Here is a 12777-nt window from a genome sequence, read left to right on the forward strand (position 1 = left end):
GTGACTACGCTGTTCAGACCCGACTCCACTGGGGAGACAGCATGGAAACTCACGTTCTGGAAACCGATGGCGCCGCCATCACCTACGACGTCAGCGGCTCCGGTGGCCGTCCGCTGATGATGATCGGCCAGCCGATGGACGCCAGCGGCTTCGTCGCGTTGCGCGCGCAGTTCCCCGACCGCACGGTGATCACCTACGACCCGCGCGGGCTCGGCCGCAGCACCCGTTCGGACGGTCGCACCGACAACACCCCCGAGATCCAGGCGGCGGACGTGCACGCGGTGATCGAGGCCGTCGGCGGTCCGGTCGACCTGTTCGCGTCGAGCGGTGGCGCGGTCACGGCTCTCGAACTCGTCGCCGCGTACCCGGACGACGTCGTCACGCTCGTCGCGCACGAGCCGCCGATCATCGGCGTGCTGCCCGACGCGGACGCCGCCCGCCGGGCGCGGGACGCGTTCATGGACGCCTACCAGGCCAAGGGCGGCGGCGCTGGCATGGCCGCGTTCATCCAGATGAGCTCGTGGCAGGGCGAGTACACCGACGAGTACTTCGCGTTGCCCCTGCCGGATCCCGCGCAGTTCGGGATGCCGGCCGAGGACGACGGCAAGCGCGACGACCCGTTGCTCGGGACCTCCTCGCTCGCCATCACCGACTACGCCCCGCGGGTGCAGGCGCTGGCCGCCGCGCCCACGCGAGTCGTGATCGCCGTGGGCGAGGAGACCGGTGACGCGTTCACCGGGCGCACGGCCGTCCACACGGCACGCCTGCTCGGTCAGGAGCCTGTGGTGTTCCCCAGCCACCACGGTGGCTTCATCGGCGGCGAGTTCGGTTACGCGGGCAAGCCCGAGGAGTTCGGCGTCAAGCTCCGCGAAGTCCTCGGCTGAGGATGACCTCGGCCGCGCGGTGAGCTCCGCCCGCACCGGCGATGGCGGCACGCATCCGGTCGAGGTTCCGCCGGATCGTGCCGTCGGCGGCCACCCGTTCGACGGCCGCCCTGAGGTCCGCGTGGTCGCCGACCCGTTCGCCGAGGCCCAGTTCGGCGACGCGGTCGGCGTTCGCGGCCTGTTCCGGCGTCTGCGGGACGACGACCAGCGGCACGCCCTGGTGCAGCGCCTCCATCGTGGAGTTCATCCCGCCGTGGCTGATGAACACCTCGGCGTGCTTGAGGACCGCGGGCTGCGGGAACCACGGCCGGACGTCGACGAGGTCCGTGCCCTCCACGCCTTCCGCGGTCATCGCGACCTGCCAGGCGCCGTCGCCGAACTGGTCCACGCACGCCCGGTAGAACGCCGCGTCGCTCAGGACAGAGCCGAGCGAGACGAACAGCAGCGGCAGGTCGTCGCGCCGCGGTGACCACTCCTCGTCGAGGCGGCTGCCCAGCACCGGGCCGACGAAGTGGAACGTCTCGTCGAAGGTCTCCGCACGAGGCTGGAACTCGCGCGGCACGAACACGATGCTGCATGCCTCCGGCGCCTCGATCGTGGCCGGGATGTCGAGTTCCACCCCGTGGCGGGCGGTGAACTCCGCCAGGTCGCCTGCGATGTGGCGCGCCAGGCTCGCGTCCATGAGGTTGTGATGCGTATTGGACGCGGTGTGCGGCACGGTGCGCACGGCCGGTGCACCGAGTGCGTGCGCGACGAGCCTGGCGGGCCAGTTCGTCGAGTCGTAGCAGATCAGGTCGGGTTCGGTGGCCCGGCAGTGGTCGAGCAGGACCGGGTAGGTCGCGGCCATCGCCCTGAAGTAGTGCGGAAACCACTCGTCGATCGGGTTGGCGGTGACGGGCCGGAAGGCGGGCAGCGCGGGGAGTTCCACCCATCGCGCGCCCGCTCCGGTCACCGCCTCGGCGTGCTCGGCGCCGGTCGCGTACTCGACCTCGGCACCGCGTCCGGTCAGTTCCTCGACGACCGCGAGGGTCGGCGTGACGTGGCCCTGTCCTGCGAGCGTGACGAACAAGATCCCCATTGCTCCGATCCTGCCGAACGCGCGCAAACGATTAACGCAGGAAGGCCTCGACCACCTCGGCCACCCGCTGCCCGCTGGCGAAGTCCGCCAGGTCACGCGGGTGCTCGCCCCGCACGGCCTGGGCGAACAGCGTGAGCCGCGAGTAGTCGGAGCCGGTCTGCTCCAGCGCCACCGGTTCCCACGCACCTCCGTCCGAAGTGGACAGCAGGGCCCACTGGTCCAGGCGCAGCGATCGTTCGGTGCCCCAGGCGGTCCACTCGTAGACCTCGGGCCCGGCGAGGCCGGAGAACGCGGACACGTGCACCGGCACGCCGCTGCCCCGCAGCACACCACGGGCCGCGACCTCGGCCGCGCCGGGCTCCGGGAAGTCCGACGACACGGACTCGACCGTGAGCGGCCCGAGCACCCGGTCGGTCAGGTAGACGAAGTGCGACAGCACCTCGCGGACGAACCCGCCCTGCTCGGAGCGCGACAGCCAGGCCGCCTCCGCCTGGAACGCCCTGGGCCAGCGCGGGAACTGCAGCCGGATCTCGACGCCCCGCAGCGTGCCGAGTTCGGGCAGCCGCCGTTCGATCTCGATCGTCGCGACCATGTCCGACAGCGCGAAGTTGACGGCGTTCGGCCGTCCGGCCGCGGCTTCGGCCATCGCGCGGGCCTCGGCGAGGTCGACGGCCAGCGGCTTCTCGCAGAACACCGCCTTGCCCGCCTCGAAGGCCTTCAGCACGAGCTCGGCGTGCGAGGCGGGCGGCGTCGAGATGTACACGGCGTCCACATCGGACAACACGGCGTCCAGCGTCGTGACGACCGGGACGTCGAGCGTGCGGGGTACGACGTCGACGCCGGCGACCACGGTGAAGCCGGGATGCTGCCGCGCCGCCGTCAGCATCCGGGTGCCCATGGCTCCCAGGCCGACGACGGCGAGGCGAATCGGATCAGCGATCATGGCCCTATTCTGCAGGTGCCCAGGCCTTGGACAGCTTCACCCGTGCGCCGGTCTGCAACAACGAGTTGGTGTAGAGCCTGGACGCGACGAGCAGGATCGTCACCACGGTCACCGCGAGGATGCCGAGGGACAGGAGCGCCTCCCACGGCTTCGCCTGTTCGGCGAACAACCGCACCGGCATCGCGACGCCGGCCGTGAAGGGCACGAACGACATCCACTTCAGCGCCACGGGGTTCTCGAAGAAGAACTGCACGCCGAAGTACGGTCCCATCACCGCGATCATGACCAGGCCCATGGTCGAGCCGAGGTCCTCCTGGCGGCTGACCAGCGCGCCGGCGACCGCCCACATGGACGAGATCAGCACGAACCCGAGCATCAGGAACGGGATGAACCAGCCCAGCGCGGGCGCCACCACCCCCAGCAGCTCACCGAGTCCCGCGACCCGCAGCGCTATCGGTGCCGCGAGCGCCAGCACCACGACCTGTCCCAGTGTGAGGATCGTGTGCCCGAGGATCTTGCCGGCGAGCAGGGCCCGCACCGGCACCGTCGACACCAGGATCTCGACGATCCGGGTCTGCTTCTCGGTCACGGTGCTCTGCGCGATGGCCGCGCCGCCCATGCCGAACATCAGGAACACCAGCCCGAACACGATGACCGTGACCGCACGCTGACCGGAGGTCACCGCCGAGGCGTCCAGCAGCTCCACCGGGGGTGCCTGGACGAGCTGGGCGACCACGTCGTCCGGCGCGTCGTTGAGCGCGAGGACCTTGATGCCGGCGCCGTCCGGCACGATCGCGGCCTCGACGTCGTCGGCCCTGACCAGGTCGGCGGCCTCCTGGACGCTGCCGACCTCCCGCACGTCGAGTTGCTTGCCCTGCACCACCTGCACTGCCGAGCCGACCGCGGCGACCTTGGGGTCGTCGCCGCCGAACACCGTCGGCAGCACGGTGAGCGCGAACAACCCGACGATCGTGAAGGCGAAACCGATCCAGAAGCCCTTGGTGGTGACCAAGGTCTTCATCTCACGTTCGGCGACGAGCCACGTCGCCTGGCTGAACGAGGCGCGAGCCATGTCAGATCACTTCCCTGAAGATCTCGTCCAGCGTGGGCACGACGGGCGTGAACGAACGGACCTCGCCGCGTTCGAGTGCTGCCCTGAGCACCTGCTGGGGTTCCGCCTCGAACACCGCGCGCGGCCCGTCGAGCTCGAGGATCCTGGCGCCGGGCACGTCGCGGACCCAGCCCGCGTCCTGCGAGACGACGATCTCGTAGCGGCTGCCCGCGTGCCTGGCACGCAGTTCCTCGCGTGACCCGTTGGCCACGACCCGGCCCTTGGAGATGATCACGACGTCGTCGCAGAGCCGTTCCACGATCGCCAGCTGGTGGCTCGAGAACAACACCGGCACGCCACTGGCGGCCCGCTTGCGCAGCACGTCCAGCACGGTCTCGACGGCGATCGGGTCGAGGCCGGAGAACGGCTCGTCCAGGATCAGCACGGCCGGTTCGTGCACCAGCGCGGCGGCGATCTGCACGCGCTGCTGGTTGCCGAGCGACAGCTCCTCCAACCGGTCCCCCGCCCGGCCGGTGAGCTCCAGCTCCTCCAGCAGCTGGTCGGTGTTGCGCTGCGCGGTCTCGCGGTCGACGCCGTGCAGCCGCGCCAGCCACGTGATCTGGTCGCGCACCTTCATCTTGGGGTAGAGCCCGCGTTCCTCCGGCATGTACCCGAAGTCCGGCCGCGTCTGCGGCGTGACCTCCTGCCCCTGCCAGCTCACCGTTCCCGCGTGGGCGGCGAGCACCCCCAGCACGATGCGCATCGTGGTCGTCTTGCCCGACCCGTTGGCGCCCAGGAAGCCCGTCATCCGGCCGGGCCGGACGTCGAAGCTCACCTCGTCGAGCACCTTGTGATCGCCGAAGCTCCGGCTGATCCCCCTGACAGTCAACATGGGGAGAACGGTAGGTCGTGGCGTTCAAGATCGCGTCCGCCGCGCGGCATCATCCTCGCGGAGGACCCCTTACGGGCTAACGTGCCTGCATGACCTTCCGTTTGGCCGCGTACGCCGTCAGCATCGAGAACGACCACGTGCTGCTGGTGCGGGACGATGACCACTGGTCGTTGCCGGGTGGCGGGGTCGAGCCCCTGGAGGATCCGTTCGACGCGGTGGTCCGCGAGGTCGCCGAGGAGACCGGCTGCGAGGCTGTGGTCGAACGCCTGCTGGGCGTGGACTCCCGGGTCATCTCGCCGGCCGACCGCTACGACCCGAGCAGGGGCTCGCACCAGAACGTCGGCGTCTTCTACCTGGTCAGGATCACCGGCGAACCGCGGCCGGAGCCGAACGGGGCGACCGCGGATCCTCAGTGGACACCGATCTCCGCCGTCGCCGGCCTGCGCCGTTCGTCGTTGCTCGACGTCGGTCTGGCTCTCGCGCTGACGCGGCCGCCGACCGGGCACGTCGGTCCCGTCGAGGTCGGCGGACTGGTGCAGCACTAGGGCGTGTCCCGTAAGTCCGTTCGATGAGAGTCACGGTCGAGAGACCCGGAGGCGGTGCCGCCGCAATGCCCTCATACCGGGCGTATTCGGGTGTTGCGGCGGTGCCGCCTCCGGGGCCCTCGACCGCGACCATCGCGGACGAGACTTACGGGACACGCCCTAGCGAGCGGCGGCCGTGACTCCCAGCCGGTGTCCGCCCGTGTAGACGTTCATGGACGTCCCGCGCAGGAACCCGACCAGCGTCACACCCATCTCCTCCGCCAGGTCGGCGGCGAGCGACGACGGCGCGGACACGGCGGTGAGCACAGGGATCCCTGCCATGACCGCCTTCTGCACCAGTTCGAACGACGCCCGCCCGCTCACCATCAGCACGGTGCTCGTCAGCGGCAGCCGTCCGGCGCGCGTCGCCCAGCCGACGACCTTGTCGACCGCGTTGTGCCGGCCGACGTCCTCGCGCAGGCACAGCAGGTTGCCCCCGGCGTCGAACAGCCCGGCCGCGTGCAGGCCGCCGGTGCGGTCGAAGACCCGTTGCGCGGCACGGAGTTTCGTCGGGAACTCCGTGATCGTCTTCGGGTCGAGGCGGATCGGGTCGGCCGCCACCTGCCAGGTCGCCACGGTGCGCACGGCGTCCAGGCTCGCCTTGCCACACAGGCCGCAGGACGAGGTGGTGTAGAAGTTGCGCTCGATCGACGGGTCAGGTGACGCGACGCCTTCTCCCAGGCCCACGTCGAGCACGTTGTAGGTGTTGCCGCCGTCGGCCGTGGCGCCCGCGCAGTAGCGGATCGACACGATGTCGGACGGCGCGCGCACCACGCCCTCGCTGACCAGGAAGCCCGCGGCCAGGTCGAAGTCGTCACCCGGCGTGCGCATGGTCACGGCGAGGGACTTGCCCCGCACCCGGATCTCCAGCGGTTCCTCGACCGCCAGCGTGTCCGGTCGCACGGTGACCGCGTCGTCCACCAGCCGCACCACGCGCCGCCTGCTCGTCACTCGTCCCATGCCTTACCTCCCAGCAGATCGCGACGCACTCGTCGAGCAGCCGCCGCAGCACCTCGTCCCCGGACATCGCCCTGACGGCCCTGGCCACGACCCAGTCGCGCGGCCACCACTTCGGCGCGACGATCCCGGCTCTCCTCGCGCAGTGCGCGAGGAGCCGTTCGGCGGGCGCCTGCTCCGTGCCGATCACCCTGGTGGCGAACGGCAGCAGCCTCCTCCGTCCATCCTCTGTGGACTGATCGTTGACGCACCGCGCCACGCACGCGAGCACCGGGTGCACGCAGGTAGGCCGGTCCGACCACACCTCGCCCGCGAGCACGGACGTCAGTTCCATCAGGCAACAGCCGTCCGCGGGCGTCCGGTGCCAGCCCTTCGAGAGCCGCGGCACGCGGCTCACAGGCGCGGCCTTCCCGGTTGCGACAGGTGTGCGGTGAGCACCGCGCCCGCCAGCCCGAGCACGCCCGCCGCGATGAACGCGAACGCGGGCCCTTGCGAGGCAAGGACAACGGCGGCCAGCAACGCGCCCGCGGCCTTGGCGGTGTAGAGGACGCCGAAGTTCTGCGCGCCGTTCGTCTCGCCGAAGTACTCCCTCGTCACGCCGACCAGCAGCGAGTAGCAGCAGCCGGTGCCGAGGCCCGCGAGCGTGGCGCCGATGAGCAGCCCCGCGACGTTCTGGGAGTACAGCAGCACGAACTGCGCCAGCCCGCCGGTCGCGAGCGTCCAGACCAGCGCCTTCCTGCGTCCGGCCCGGTCCGAGATCCACCCGACCAGCACGCGCCCGGTGCCCGTCGCCGCCGCCAGCGTGGCCAGCGCGACACCACCGAGCACCTCGTCGCCGACGAACAACGGCAGGTACACCAGGTCGTAGAGCGACACCGCCGCCGCGAACGCGACACCGCCGTACAGCCACCAGAACGTGGCGCACCGCATGGCCTCGTGCGTCCGGAACTCCTTGAGCGCGGACCGGTTCGGCACGCGCGCACGGTCGAGCGCCCACTCGCGCGGCGGGATGTGCGGCGGCCACCAGTGCTCGGGCGGTTCCTTCATCATCGCGCCCGCCACCGCCACGACGACGGCGATCGCGATCCCGGCCTGCAGGAGGAAACCGCCTCCGAAGAACAGCCCGGCGGCCAGCACGAACGGCACCGACCCGTACGCGAACGCCCCGCTGACGAACGCGACCTTCCGCGTGACGCGTTCCGGGTACCACCGCACGACGACGCCGAGACAAGTCGCGTAGACCAGCCCCGCGCCGACGCCGCCGAGGATCGCGTAGCCGACCAGCCGGCCCTGCCCCAGCGTCAGCAGCCCGGCGCCGCACAGGACCGCCCCGATCCACATCGCACCCGTGGACGTGAGCCTCTTCCGCTCTCTCAACCACGCCGCCGGGAACGCCGTGCCCGCCTGGCACACGGTCCACAGCGCCAGTGCCCAGAACAACTCCGGCACACTCCACCGGTCCTGCAACTGAGGGATCAGCGCCCCGAACCCGTACTGCCCGATGCCGGCCGCGAGCATCGCCGCCCAAGCGGCCCACAGCACCGTGCGACGCGAACGCCCCGACGCCTCGACGTCGGTCTCCCCCACCCGGTAGAGCCTGCCGGCGTGGTCACGGACGTAAGTCGCGACTGGCATGCCCTTCACCCCGTCCCGAGGATTGCATACAGTATCCGGTAGGCTATACCACGGGAGCAACGATGACCATGCCCTGGACTCTCGCCCGCCAGACGGCCCGCGACGCCGCGAAGCCGTTGGACGCGACCGAACTCGCCCTTCCCGACACCCTCGGCCTAGCGCTCGCGTCAGGCGTGCGGGCCCTCACCGACCAACCGACCTGCGCCACCTCGGCCATGGACGGCTACGCGGTGACGGGCCCCGGCCCGTGGCGCGTCGTCGGCCGGGTGGCGGCCGGAGACCCGGTGCCCGGGATGTTCCTGCGGTCAGGCGAGGCGTTCGGGGTGGCCACGGGAGCGCCGGTACCGGACGGCTCGGACGCGGTCGTGCCGGTCGAACTCTGTTCGGCCGACGGCGCCCTCCTTGTCGCCGACGCCTTGCCCGGCAAGCACATCCGCCGCCGGGCCGAGGACTGGTCGGCAGGCGACGAACTGGTCCCGGCCGGCTCCCCCGTCACCCCGGCCGTGCTCGGTCTAGCCGCCGGAGCGGGCCACGACACCCTCCTGGTCCACCGCCGCCCGAGGGTCGCCGTGATCGTCACCGGCGACGAGCTCCTCCACGCGGGTCTCCCCCGCCCTGGCCGGGTCCGCGACGCCATCGGCCCGATGCTCCCCGGCCTGCTCACCAGGGCCTGCCTCGTCGGCACCACCCACCTGCGCGACGACCCCTCCGCGCTGACCGACGCCCTCGCGTCCGGCCAGGCCGACGTCCTCGTCACGTGCGGCGCCACCTCGGCCGGCCCGGCCGACCACCTGCGCCGGGTGCTCGCCGGCCTGGGCGCCGAGGTCCTGGTCAGCGGCGTCGCCTGCCGCCCCGGCCACCCGATGCTGCTCGCCGTCCTCCCCGACGGCCGCTGCGTCGCAGGCCTGCCCGGCAACCCGTTCGCCGCCCTGGCCGCCGTGCTGACCCTGCTGCACCCGCTGCTCGACGCCCTGGGCGGCCACGCCGTCCGCCCACCGGTCACGGCCTGGCTTCCCGATGGCGGCGCCCACCGCATCGACACCCGTCTGGTCCCGGTCATCCGGTCCGGCGGGCTGGTCGTCCCCGTCGGCCACGACCGGCCCGGTTCACTGCGGGGCGCGGCGCTCGCCGACGCGTTCGCGGTCGTTCCGCCCGGTCACCGGGGCGGCGAGGTGGAGGTGCTCGCGCTCTGACTCAGCCGAGTCCGAGTGCGGCTCGGTGCTGCCAGGCGAGGCGGAGACACGCTTCCGTGTTCGGAGAAACGTTGTGCGCGCGGCAGTAGCGTTCGACGGTGGCCTCGTCGAACGGAAGGCCGGTCCTGCGATCACCGGCGATGATGACGCCTTCGTCGTTGCGCGCCGGAACGGGTGCGAACACCTCGTCGAACACCTCCGCGTCGATCACGCAGACGGTGAGGAGCTCGGTTTTCCACGGGAGTGGGTCAACTCCCAGACCCAGAATCTTGACCTGCAACTTTCCCGTCGCGCGCGCCATCTCCAGTTCCCGGTACGGCGACTCCGAGGCGTAGTCGATCCACCGGCCGCCCTGTCCCTGCGCGTCCGACACGCCGAGCATCTCCTCGGCGTACTCGCGCATGATGTTCCGCCACAGGTTCAGGTCGCGGGACACCGCTTCGCTCGACACGTCGGACGGCGTGAACTCACCCGCCGGTATCAACCCGATCATGGAGGCGTTGTTCACGACGTTCTTCGGATCCCGTTGATGCAGGAAGAATCCCGCCTGATCACCGTCGCGCCGAATGGTCAGCGTGTCGATTCCGAGGCCCGCCACCCGCTTGCGGAAGTCGAACGGGTCGCGCAGCTGGCGCCGATACGGCCGCCGGCGAGATGTCTGAGCTTCGAAAGCGAGCACCTCGCTCGTGTCGAGATCGGCGAAGTAGCTCGCCTTGGCGAAGACCATCCGTTTCGTGTCCTCGGTGAGCTCCACCTCGACGAGCCGGTAGATCACGCCGTCGAAAAGCCTGTTCAGCCCCATGATCTCGATCAGCGCGGCGCTGTAGCGGGTGATGGGTGCGATGTGCACCTTCGCCAGCACCTTGGACGACCGGCGCCGGAACTTCGCGATGTCGTCGAGTTGCTCGTCCGACCATTCGATCTTCACATCGGCCAGGTCGAACGGGATGAGCCGTGCCCATTCCGGTTTGGTCAGCACAGGCAGGCCCGGCTGCTTCAGGTGTTCGGGACTCTCAGCCAGCATCCGACGGGTCAGGGATCGCTGGTTGTCGCGCAACGACTGCAGCTGATCGCGAAACCGGTCCTTACCGCCGGACCGCTTCGACGTGCGCCACATGGACCAACCGGCCCACGTCGCCGGTACGGCCACGAGGATCGCGCCGATCGCCAGGTAGTCCGTCAGAGTCATGTCGCCTCCCGCTCGACACGTTGTCGTCGCGGGTGGCCGGTCCTGTTACTTGCGGGAGCGCCAGCTGACCTTCGACGAACCGGCCTCGGGCGCGTCCTTCACGACGGTCCGCACCGGCAGACCGAGGAAGTCGCCGAACCGCGCGGTGTGCTCGGCGAGCCGGTCGACGTCAAAACCCGGCAGCGGCCGCAGTTCCACGTCCACCGAGGTCTTCTTCATGACCCGCCGCCACAGTCCCGCGATCTGGCCGTCCTCGATGATCGTCGCGTAGAACATGCCGTTGTAGGTGGAGATCGGGATCTCGTCGTACCGGGTGAAGAACGCTCCGCGGTCCTTGTAGCCGATCAGCAGCTCGTCGTAGGCGGGCAGCACGAACGCGCCCGAGCCCGGTGTGAGGTCCGGCGGCAGCCAGTACTCCTTGCCGTCGAACTCCTCGCGCACCAGCGAGTGCTTGACCGCCTCCAGCCCGCGGGAGGCCTCGCGCACGCCGATGCCGCACCAGTTCGCGAAGTCCGCCAGGGTCGCCGGGCCGTGGCTGCCGAAGAACCGCGAGGCGAGCACGGCCATCGCCTCGTCGCCCTCCAGCGAACGCTGCTTCGGCGCCCATTCGTCGAGCAGCACGAACGTCTGCTCCTTGCCGCGCGGCGGTCCCGGCACCACCAGGCCCTCCTGGGCGAGGTGGATGAACGTGAAGTAGCTCTGCTGCCGGTCGTCCGGGATGCCGACGCCCGCCATCAGGTCGATCATCTCGCGCCGGGTGAGGCAGCCGCCGCCGGTGAGCGCCTCGACAAAAGTCTTGCGCGCCAGCGACATCAGCTCGGGCGTCATGTGGTGGTACTGCCACGCCTTGGGCGTGAGCCGGGCGAGGTCGCGGGCGCCGAACAGGCCGAGCATCCACCGGACGTCCTCGGCCAGGACGTAGTGGATCGTGCCGCGCATCAGCCACGTGCGGACGACGCGTCCGGTCTGCAGCGCCTCCTCGACGTCGGCGATGCGGGCCGCGGCGGTGCGCAGCCCGATCGCCCACAGCGACTGGCCGTAGTCCTGGCCCTGCACGGCTCCCAGCGAGCGGACGACGTCCTCCGCCGACCGGAGCCGCCCGATGTTGCCGAGGCGCAGTGCCGCGATGTCCATCAGGACAGTCTCGGCGACGGCGCTCCAGCCTCGCTCAAGCGGGCCAGCAGCCGGTGTACCCCTCGGCCAGGTACCTCGAGCCGGCCTCCGACCCGACGACCGAGGCCAGCTCGCCGAGCTGCCTGCGCACGTCGAAGTCCGTCGCGGCGGGCAGGGCGTGCAGCATCGTGGTCATCCAGTAGGAGAAGTGCTGCGCCTTCCACACCCGCTCCAGCGCGCGCGGTCCGTACTCGTCCAGCGCGTCCGGGTCGTTCTTGAGCAGCGCGCGCTCGATGACCTCGCTGAGCACGCTCACATCGGCCAGAGCCAGGTTCAGGCCCTTGGCGCCGGTCGGCGGCACGGTGTGGGCGGCGTCGCCGGCGAGCAGCAGGTTGCCGTGGCGCATGGGTTCCGCGACGAACGACCGGAAGCGCAGCACCGTCTTCTCGGTGATCGGGCCTTCGTTGAGCGTGAACCCGTCCGGGCCGGCGACCCGTTCCTGCAGCTCCTCCCAGATCCGGTCGTCGGACCACGTCCCGGCCTTGGTCTCCGGGGCGCACTGGAAGTACATGCGCTGGTGGGTCTCGGTGCGCTGGCTGATCAACGCGAACCCGCGCGGCGAGTGCGCGTAGACGAGCTCGGGGGCGCTGCGCGGCGCCTCGGTGATGATGCCGAACCAGGCGAACGGGTATTCGCGGGAACTGTGCCTGCGCAACGCTTCCGGCACCTCGGCGCGGCAGATCGAGCGGGAGCCGTCCGCGCCGACGAGCAGGTCGCAGCGCACCTCCTGCGCCACGCCGTCGCTGTCGGTGAACCGGATCGCGGGCCGGCTGATGTCGACCGACGTGTCGCTGACGCCGAACCGCACGTCGCCGCCGTCGCGTTCACGCGCGTTCGCGAGGTCCACGAACACGTCGGTCTGCGGGTAGAGCCAGACCGACTCGCCCACCAGGGCGCGGAAGTCGACGCGGTGGCTCTCGCCGCCGAACCGCAGGTCGATGCCCTCGTGCGGATGCCCTTCGCGCAGCACGCGGTCCGACACCCCGGTGCCGGCCAGCAGTCGCGCGCTGTCGGCTTCGAGGATGCCCGCGCGGACCGTGTTCTCGATCTCGGCTCGTGTTCTGTTGTCGATCACAACGCTGTCGATCCCGTTGAGGGACAACAGGTGCGAGAGCATCAGCCCCGCCGGTCCCGCACCGACGATGCCGACCTGGGTGCGCGTCATCGAAACTCCTCCGTGAGCGGGACTGGAGGTGGC

General features: G+C 70.7%; 12 protein-coding genes. 3 read left to right on the forward strand and 9 right to left on the reverse strand.

The window, feature by feature from the left end; genetic code table 11:
- The first annotated feature begins 41 nt into the window (after positions 1-41).
- The gene (locus tag DFR72_RS23020; protein ID WP_090064807.1) at positions 42-884 is read left to right on the forward strand and encodes an alpha/beta fold hydrolase; all 843 of its coding nucleotides are present in this window, start codon (positions 42-44) and stop codon (positions 882-884) included.
- Here DFR72_RS23020 and DFR72_RS23025 read toward each other — a convergent pair.
- Genes DFR72_RS23025 through DFR72_RS23040 form a run of 4 tightly spaced genes read right to left on the reverse strand, consistent with a single transcriptional unit; the run spans position 859 to position 4848 of the window.
- Positions 859-1962 (reverse strand): macrolide family glycosyltransferase, encoded by a 1104-nt coding sequence (locus DFR72_RS23025; protein WP_090064808.1) that lies wholly within the window; start codon positions 1960-1962, stop codon positions 859-861. The genes DFR72_RS23020 and DFR72_RS23025 overlap by 26 nt on opposite strands.
- A 31-nt stretch (positions 1963-1993) precedes the next feature.
- Positions 1994-2905, reverse strand: coding sequence for a Gfo/Idh/MocA family protein (locus DFR72_RS23030; protein ID WP_090064809.1), 912 nt, complete (start codon positions 2903-2905; stop codon positions 1994-1996).
- Positions 2906-2909: 4 nt separating this feature from the next.
- Positions 2910-3977 carry an ABC transporter permease gene (locus DFR72_RS23035; RefSeq protein ID WP_090064810.1) on the reverse strand — a complete coding sequence of 356 codons (1068 nt, stop codon included), beginning with the start codon at positions 3975-3977 and terminating at the stop codon, positions 2910-2912.
- A 1-nt stretch (position 3978) separates the two neighbouring features.
- The gene (locus DFR72_RS23040) at positions 3979-4848 is read right to left on the reverse strand and encodes an ABC transporter ATP-binding protein (RefSeq protein ID WP_090064811.1); all 870 of its coding nucleotides are present in this window, start codon (positions 4846-4848) and stop codon (positions 3979-3981) included.
- A gap of 89 nt (positions 4849-4937) precedes the next feature.
- Between DFR72_RS23040 and DFR72_RS23045 the strand changes: the two genes are divergently transcribed.
- Positions 4938-5393, forward strand: coding sequence for an NUDIX hydrolase (locus tag DFR72_RS23045; RefSeq protein WP_090064812.1), 456 nt, complete (start codon positions 4938-4940; stop codon positions 5391-5393).
- Between the two features lie 159 nt (positions 5394-5552).
- Here the strand turns inward: DFR72_RS23045 and fdhD are convergent, their stop codons facing one another.
- On the reverse strand, positions 5553-6392 hold the full coding sequence (gene fdhD, locus DFR72_RS23050; protein WP_090064813.1) for a formate dehydrogenase accessory sulfurtransferase FdhD: 840 nt from the start codon (positions 6390-6392) through the stop codon (positions 5553-5555).
- A 390-nt stretch (positions 6393-6782) separates the two neighbouring features.
- Complete coding sequence (locus DFR72_RS23055) at positions 6783-8024, reverse strand: MFS transporter (protein WP_090065227.1); 1242 nt, start codon at positions 8022-8024, stop codon at positions 6783-6785.
- A 62-nt stretch (positions 8025-8086) separates the two neighbouring features.
- Here DFR72_RS23055 and DFR72_RS23060 point away from each other — a divergent pair, with 62 nt between their 5' ends.
- Entirely contained in the window at positions 8087-9217 is a 1131-nt protein-coding gene (locus DFR72_RS23060; protein ID WP_090064814.1) for a molybdopterin molybdotransferase MoeA, read from the forward strand.
- 1 nt (position 9218) lies between these two features.
- On the opposite strand, the gene DFR72_RS23065 is transcribed toward DFR72_RS23060, so the two are convergent.
- The 3 genes from DFR72_RS23065 to DFR72_RS23075 are packed head-to-tail and all read right to left on the reverse strand — an operon-like array spanning position 9219 to position 12744.
- The gene (locus tag DFR72_RS23065) at positions 9219-10406 is read right to left on the reverse strand and encodes a hypothetical protein (RefSeq protein WP_090064815.1); all 1188 of its coding nucleotides are present in this window, start codon (positions 10404-10406) and stop codon (positions 9219-9221) included.
- A 45-nt stretch (positions 10407-10451) separates the two neighbouring features.
- Positions 10452-11540: a winged helix DNA-binding domain-containing protein gene (locus tag DFR72_RS23070; protein ID WP_090064816.1), complete on the reverse strand. Its 1089-nt coding sequence runs from the start codon at positions 11538-11540 to the stop codon at positions 10452-10454.
- Positions 11541-11574: 34 nt separating this feature from the next.
- Positions 11575-12744, reverse strand: coding sequence for a 4-hydroxybenzoate 3-monooxygenase (locus DFR72_RS23075; protein ID WP_090064817.1), 1170 nt, complete (start codon positions 12742-12744; stop codon positions 11575-11577).
- Between the last annotated feature and the right edge of the window lie 33 nt (positions 12745-12777).

Source organism: Lentzea flaviverrucosa, assembly GCF_003350445.1.
GTDB lineage: Bacteria > Actinomycetota > Actinomycetes > Mycobacteriales > Pseudonocardiaceae > Lentzea > Lentzea californiensis.

What these genes read in the sequence shown, in the direction of transcription:
- DFR72_RS23070 (WP_090064816.1), bottom strand. Translation starts at nt 11,540, where the DNA reads ATGGACATCGCGGCACTGCGCCTCGGCAACATCGGGCGGCTCCGGTCG.
- DFR72_RS23030 (WP_090064809.1), bottom strand. Translation starts at nt 2,905, where the DNA reads ATGATCGCTGATCCGATTCGCCTCGCCGTCGTCGGCCTGGGAGCCATG.
- fdhD (WP_090064813.1), bottom strand. Translation starts at nt 6,392, where the DNA reads ATGGGACGAGTGACGAGCAGGCGGCGCGTGGTGCGGCTGGTGGACGAC.
- DFR72_RS23040 (WP_090064811.1), bottom strand. Translation starts at nt 4,848, where the DNA reads ATGTTGACTGTCAGGGGGATCAGCCGGAGCTTCGGCGATCACAAGGTG.
- DFR72_RS23055 (WP_090065227.1), bottom strand. Translation starts at nt 8,024, where the DNA reads ATGCCAGTCGCGACTTACGTCCGTGACCACGCCGGCAGGCTCTACCGG.
- DFR72_RS23065 (WP_090064815.1), bottom strand. Translation starts at nt 10,406, where the DNA reads ATGACTCTGACGGACTACCTGGCGATCGGCGCGATCCTCGTGGCCGTA.
- DFR72_RS23035 (WP_090064810.1), bottom strand. Translation starts at nt 3,977, where the DNA reads ATGGCTCGCGCCTCGTTCAGCCAGGCGACGTGGCTCGTCGCCGAACGT.
- DFR72_RS23025 (WP_090064808.1), bottom strand. Translation starts at nt 1,962, where the DNA reads ATGGGGATCTTGTTCGTCACGCTCGCAGGACAGGGCCACGTCACGCCG.
- DFR72_RS23060 (WP_090064814.1), top strand. Translation starts at nt 8,087, where the DNA reads ATGACCATGCCCTGGACTCTCGCCCGCCAGACGGCCCGCGACGCCGCG.
- DFR72_RS23045 (WP_090064812.1), top strand. Translation starts at nt 4,938, where the DNA reads ATGACCTTCCGTTTGGCCGCGTACGCCGTCAGCATCGAGAACGACCAC.
- DFR72_RS23020 (WP_090064807.1), top strand. Translation starts at nt 42, where the DNA reads ATGGAAACTCACGTTCTGGAAACCGATGGCGCCGCCATCACCTACGAC.
- DFR72_RS23075 (WP_090064817.1), bottom strand. Translation starts at nt 12,744, where the DNA reads ATGACGCGCACCCAGGTCGGCATCGTCGGTGCGGGACCGGCGGGGCTG.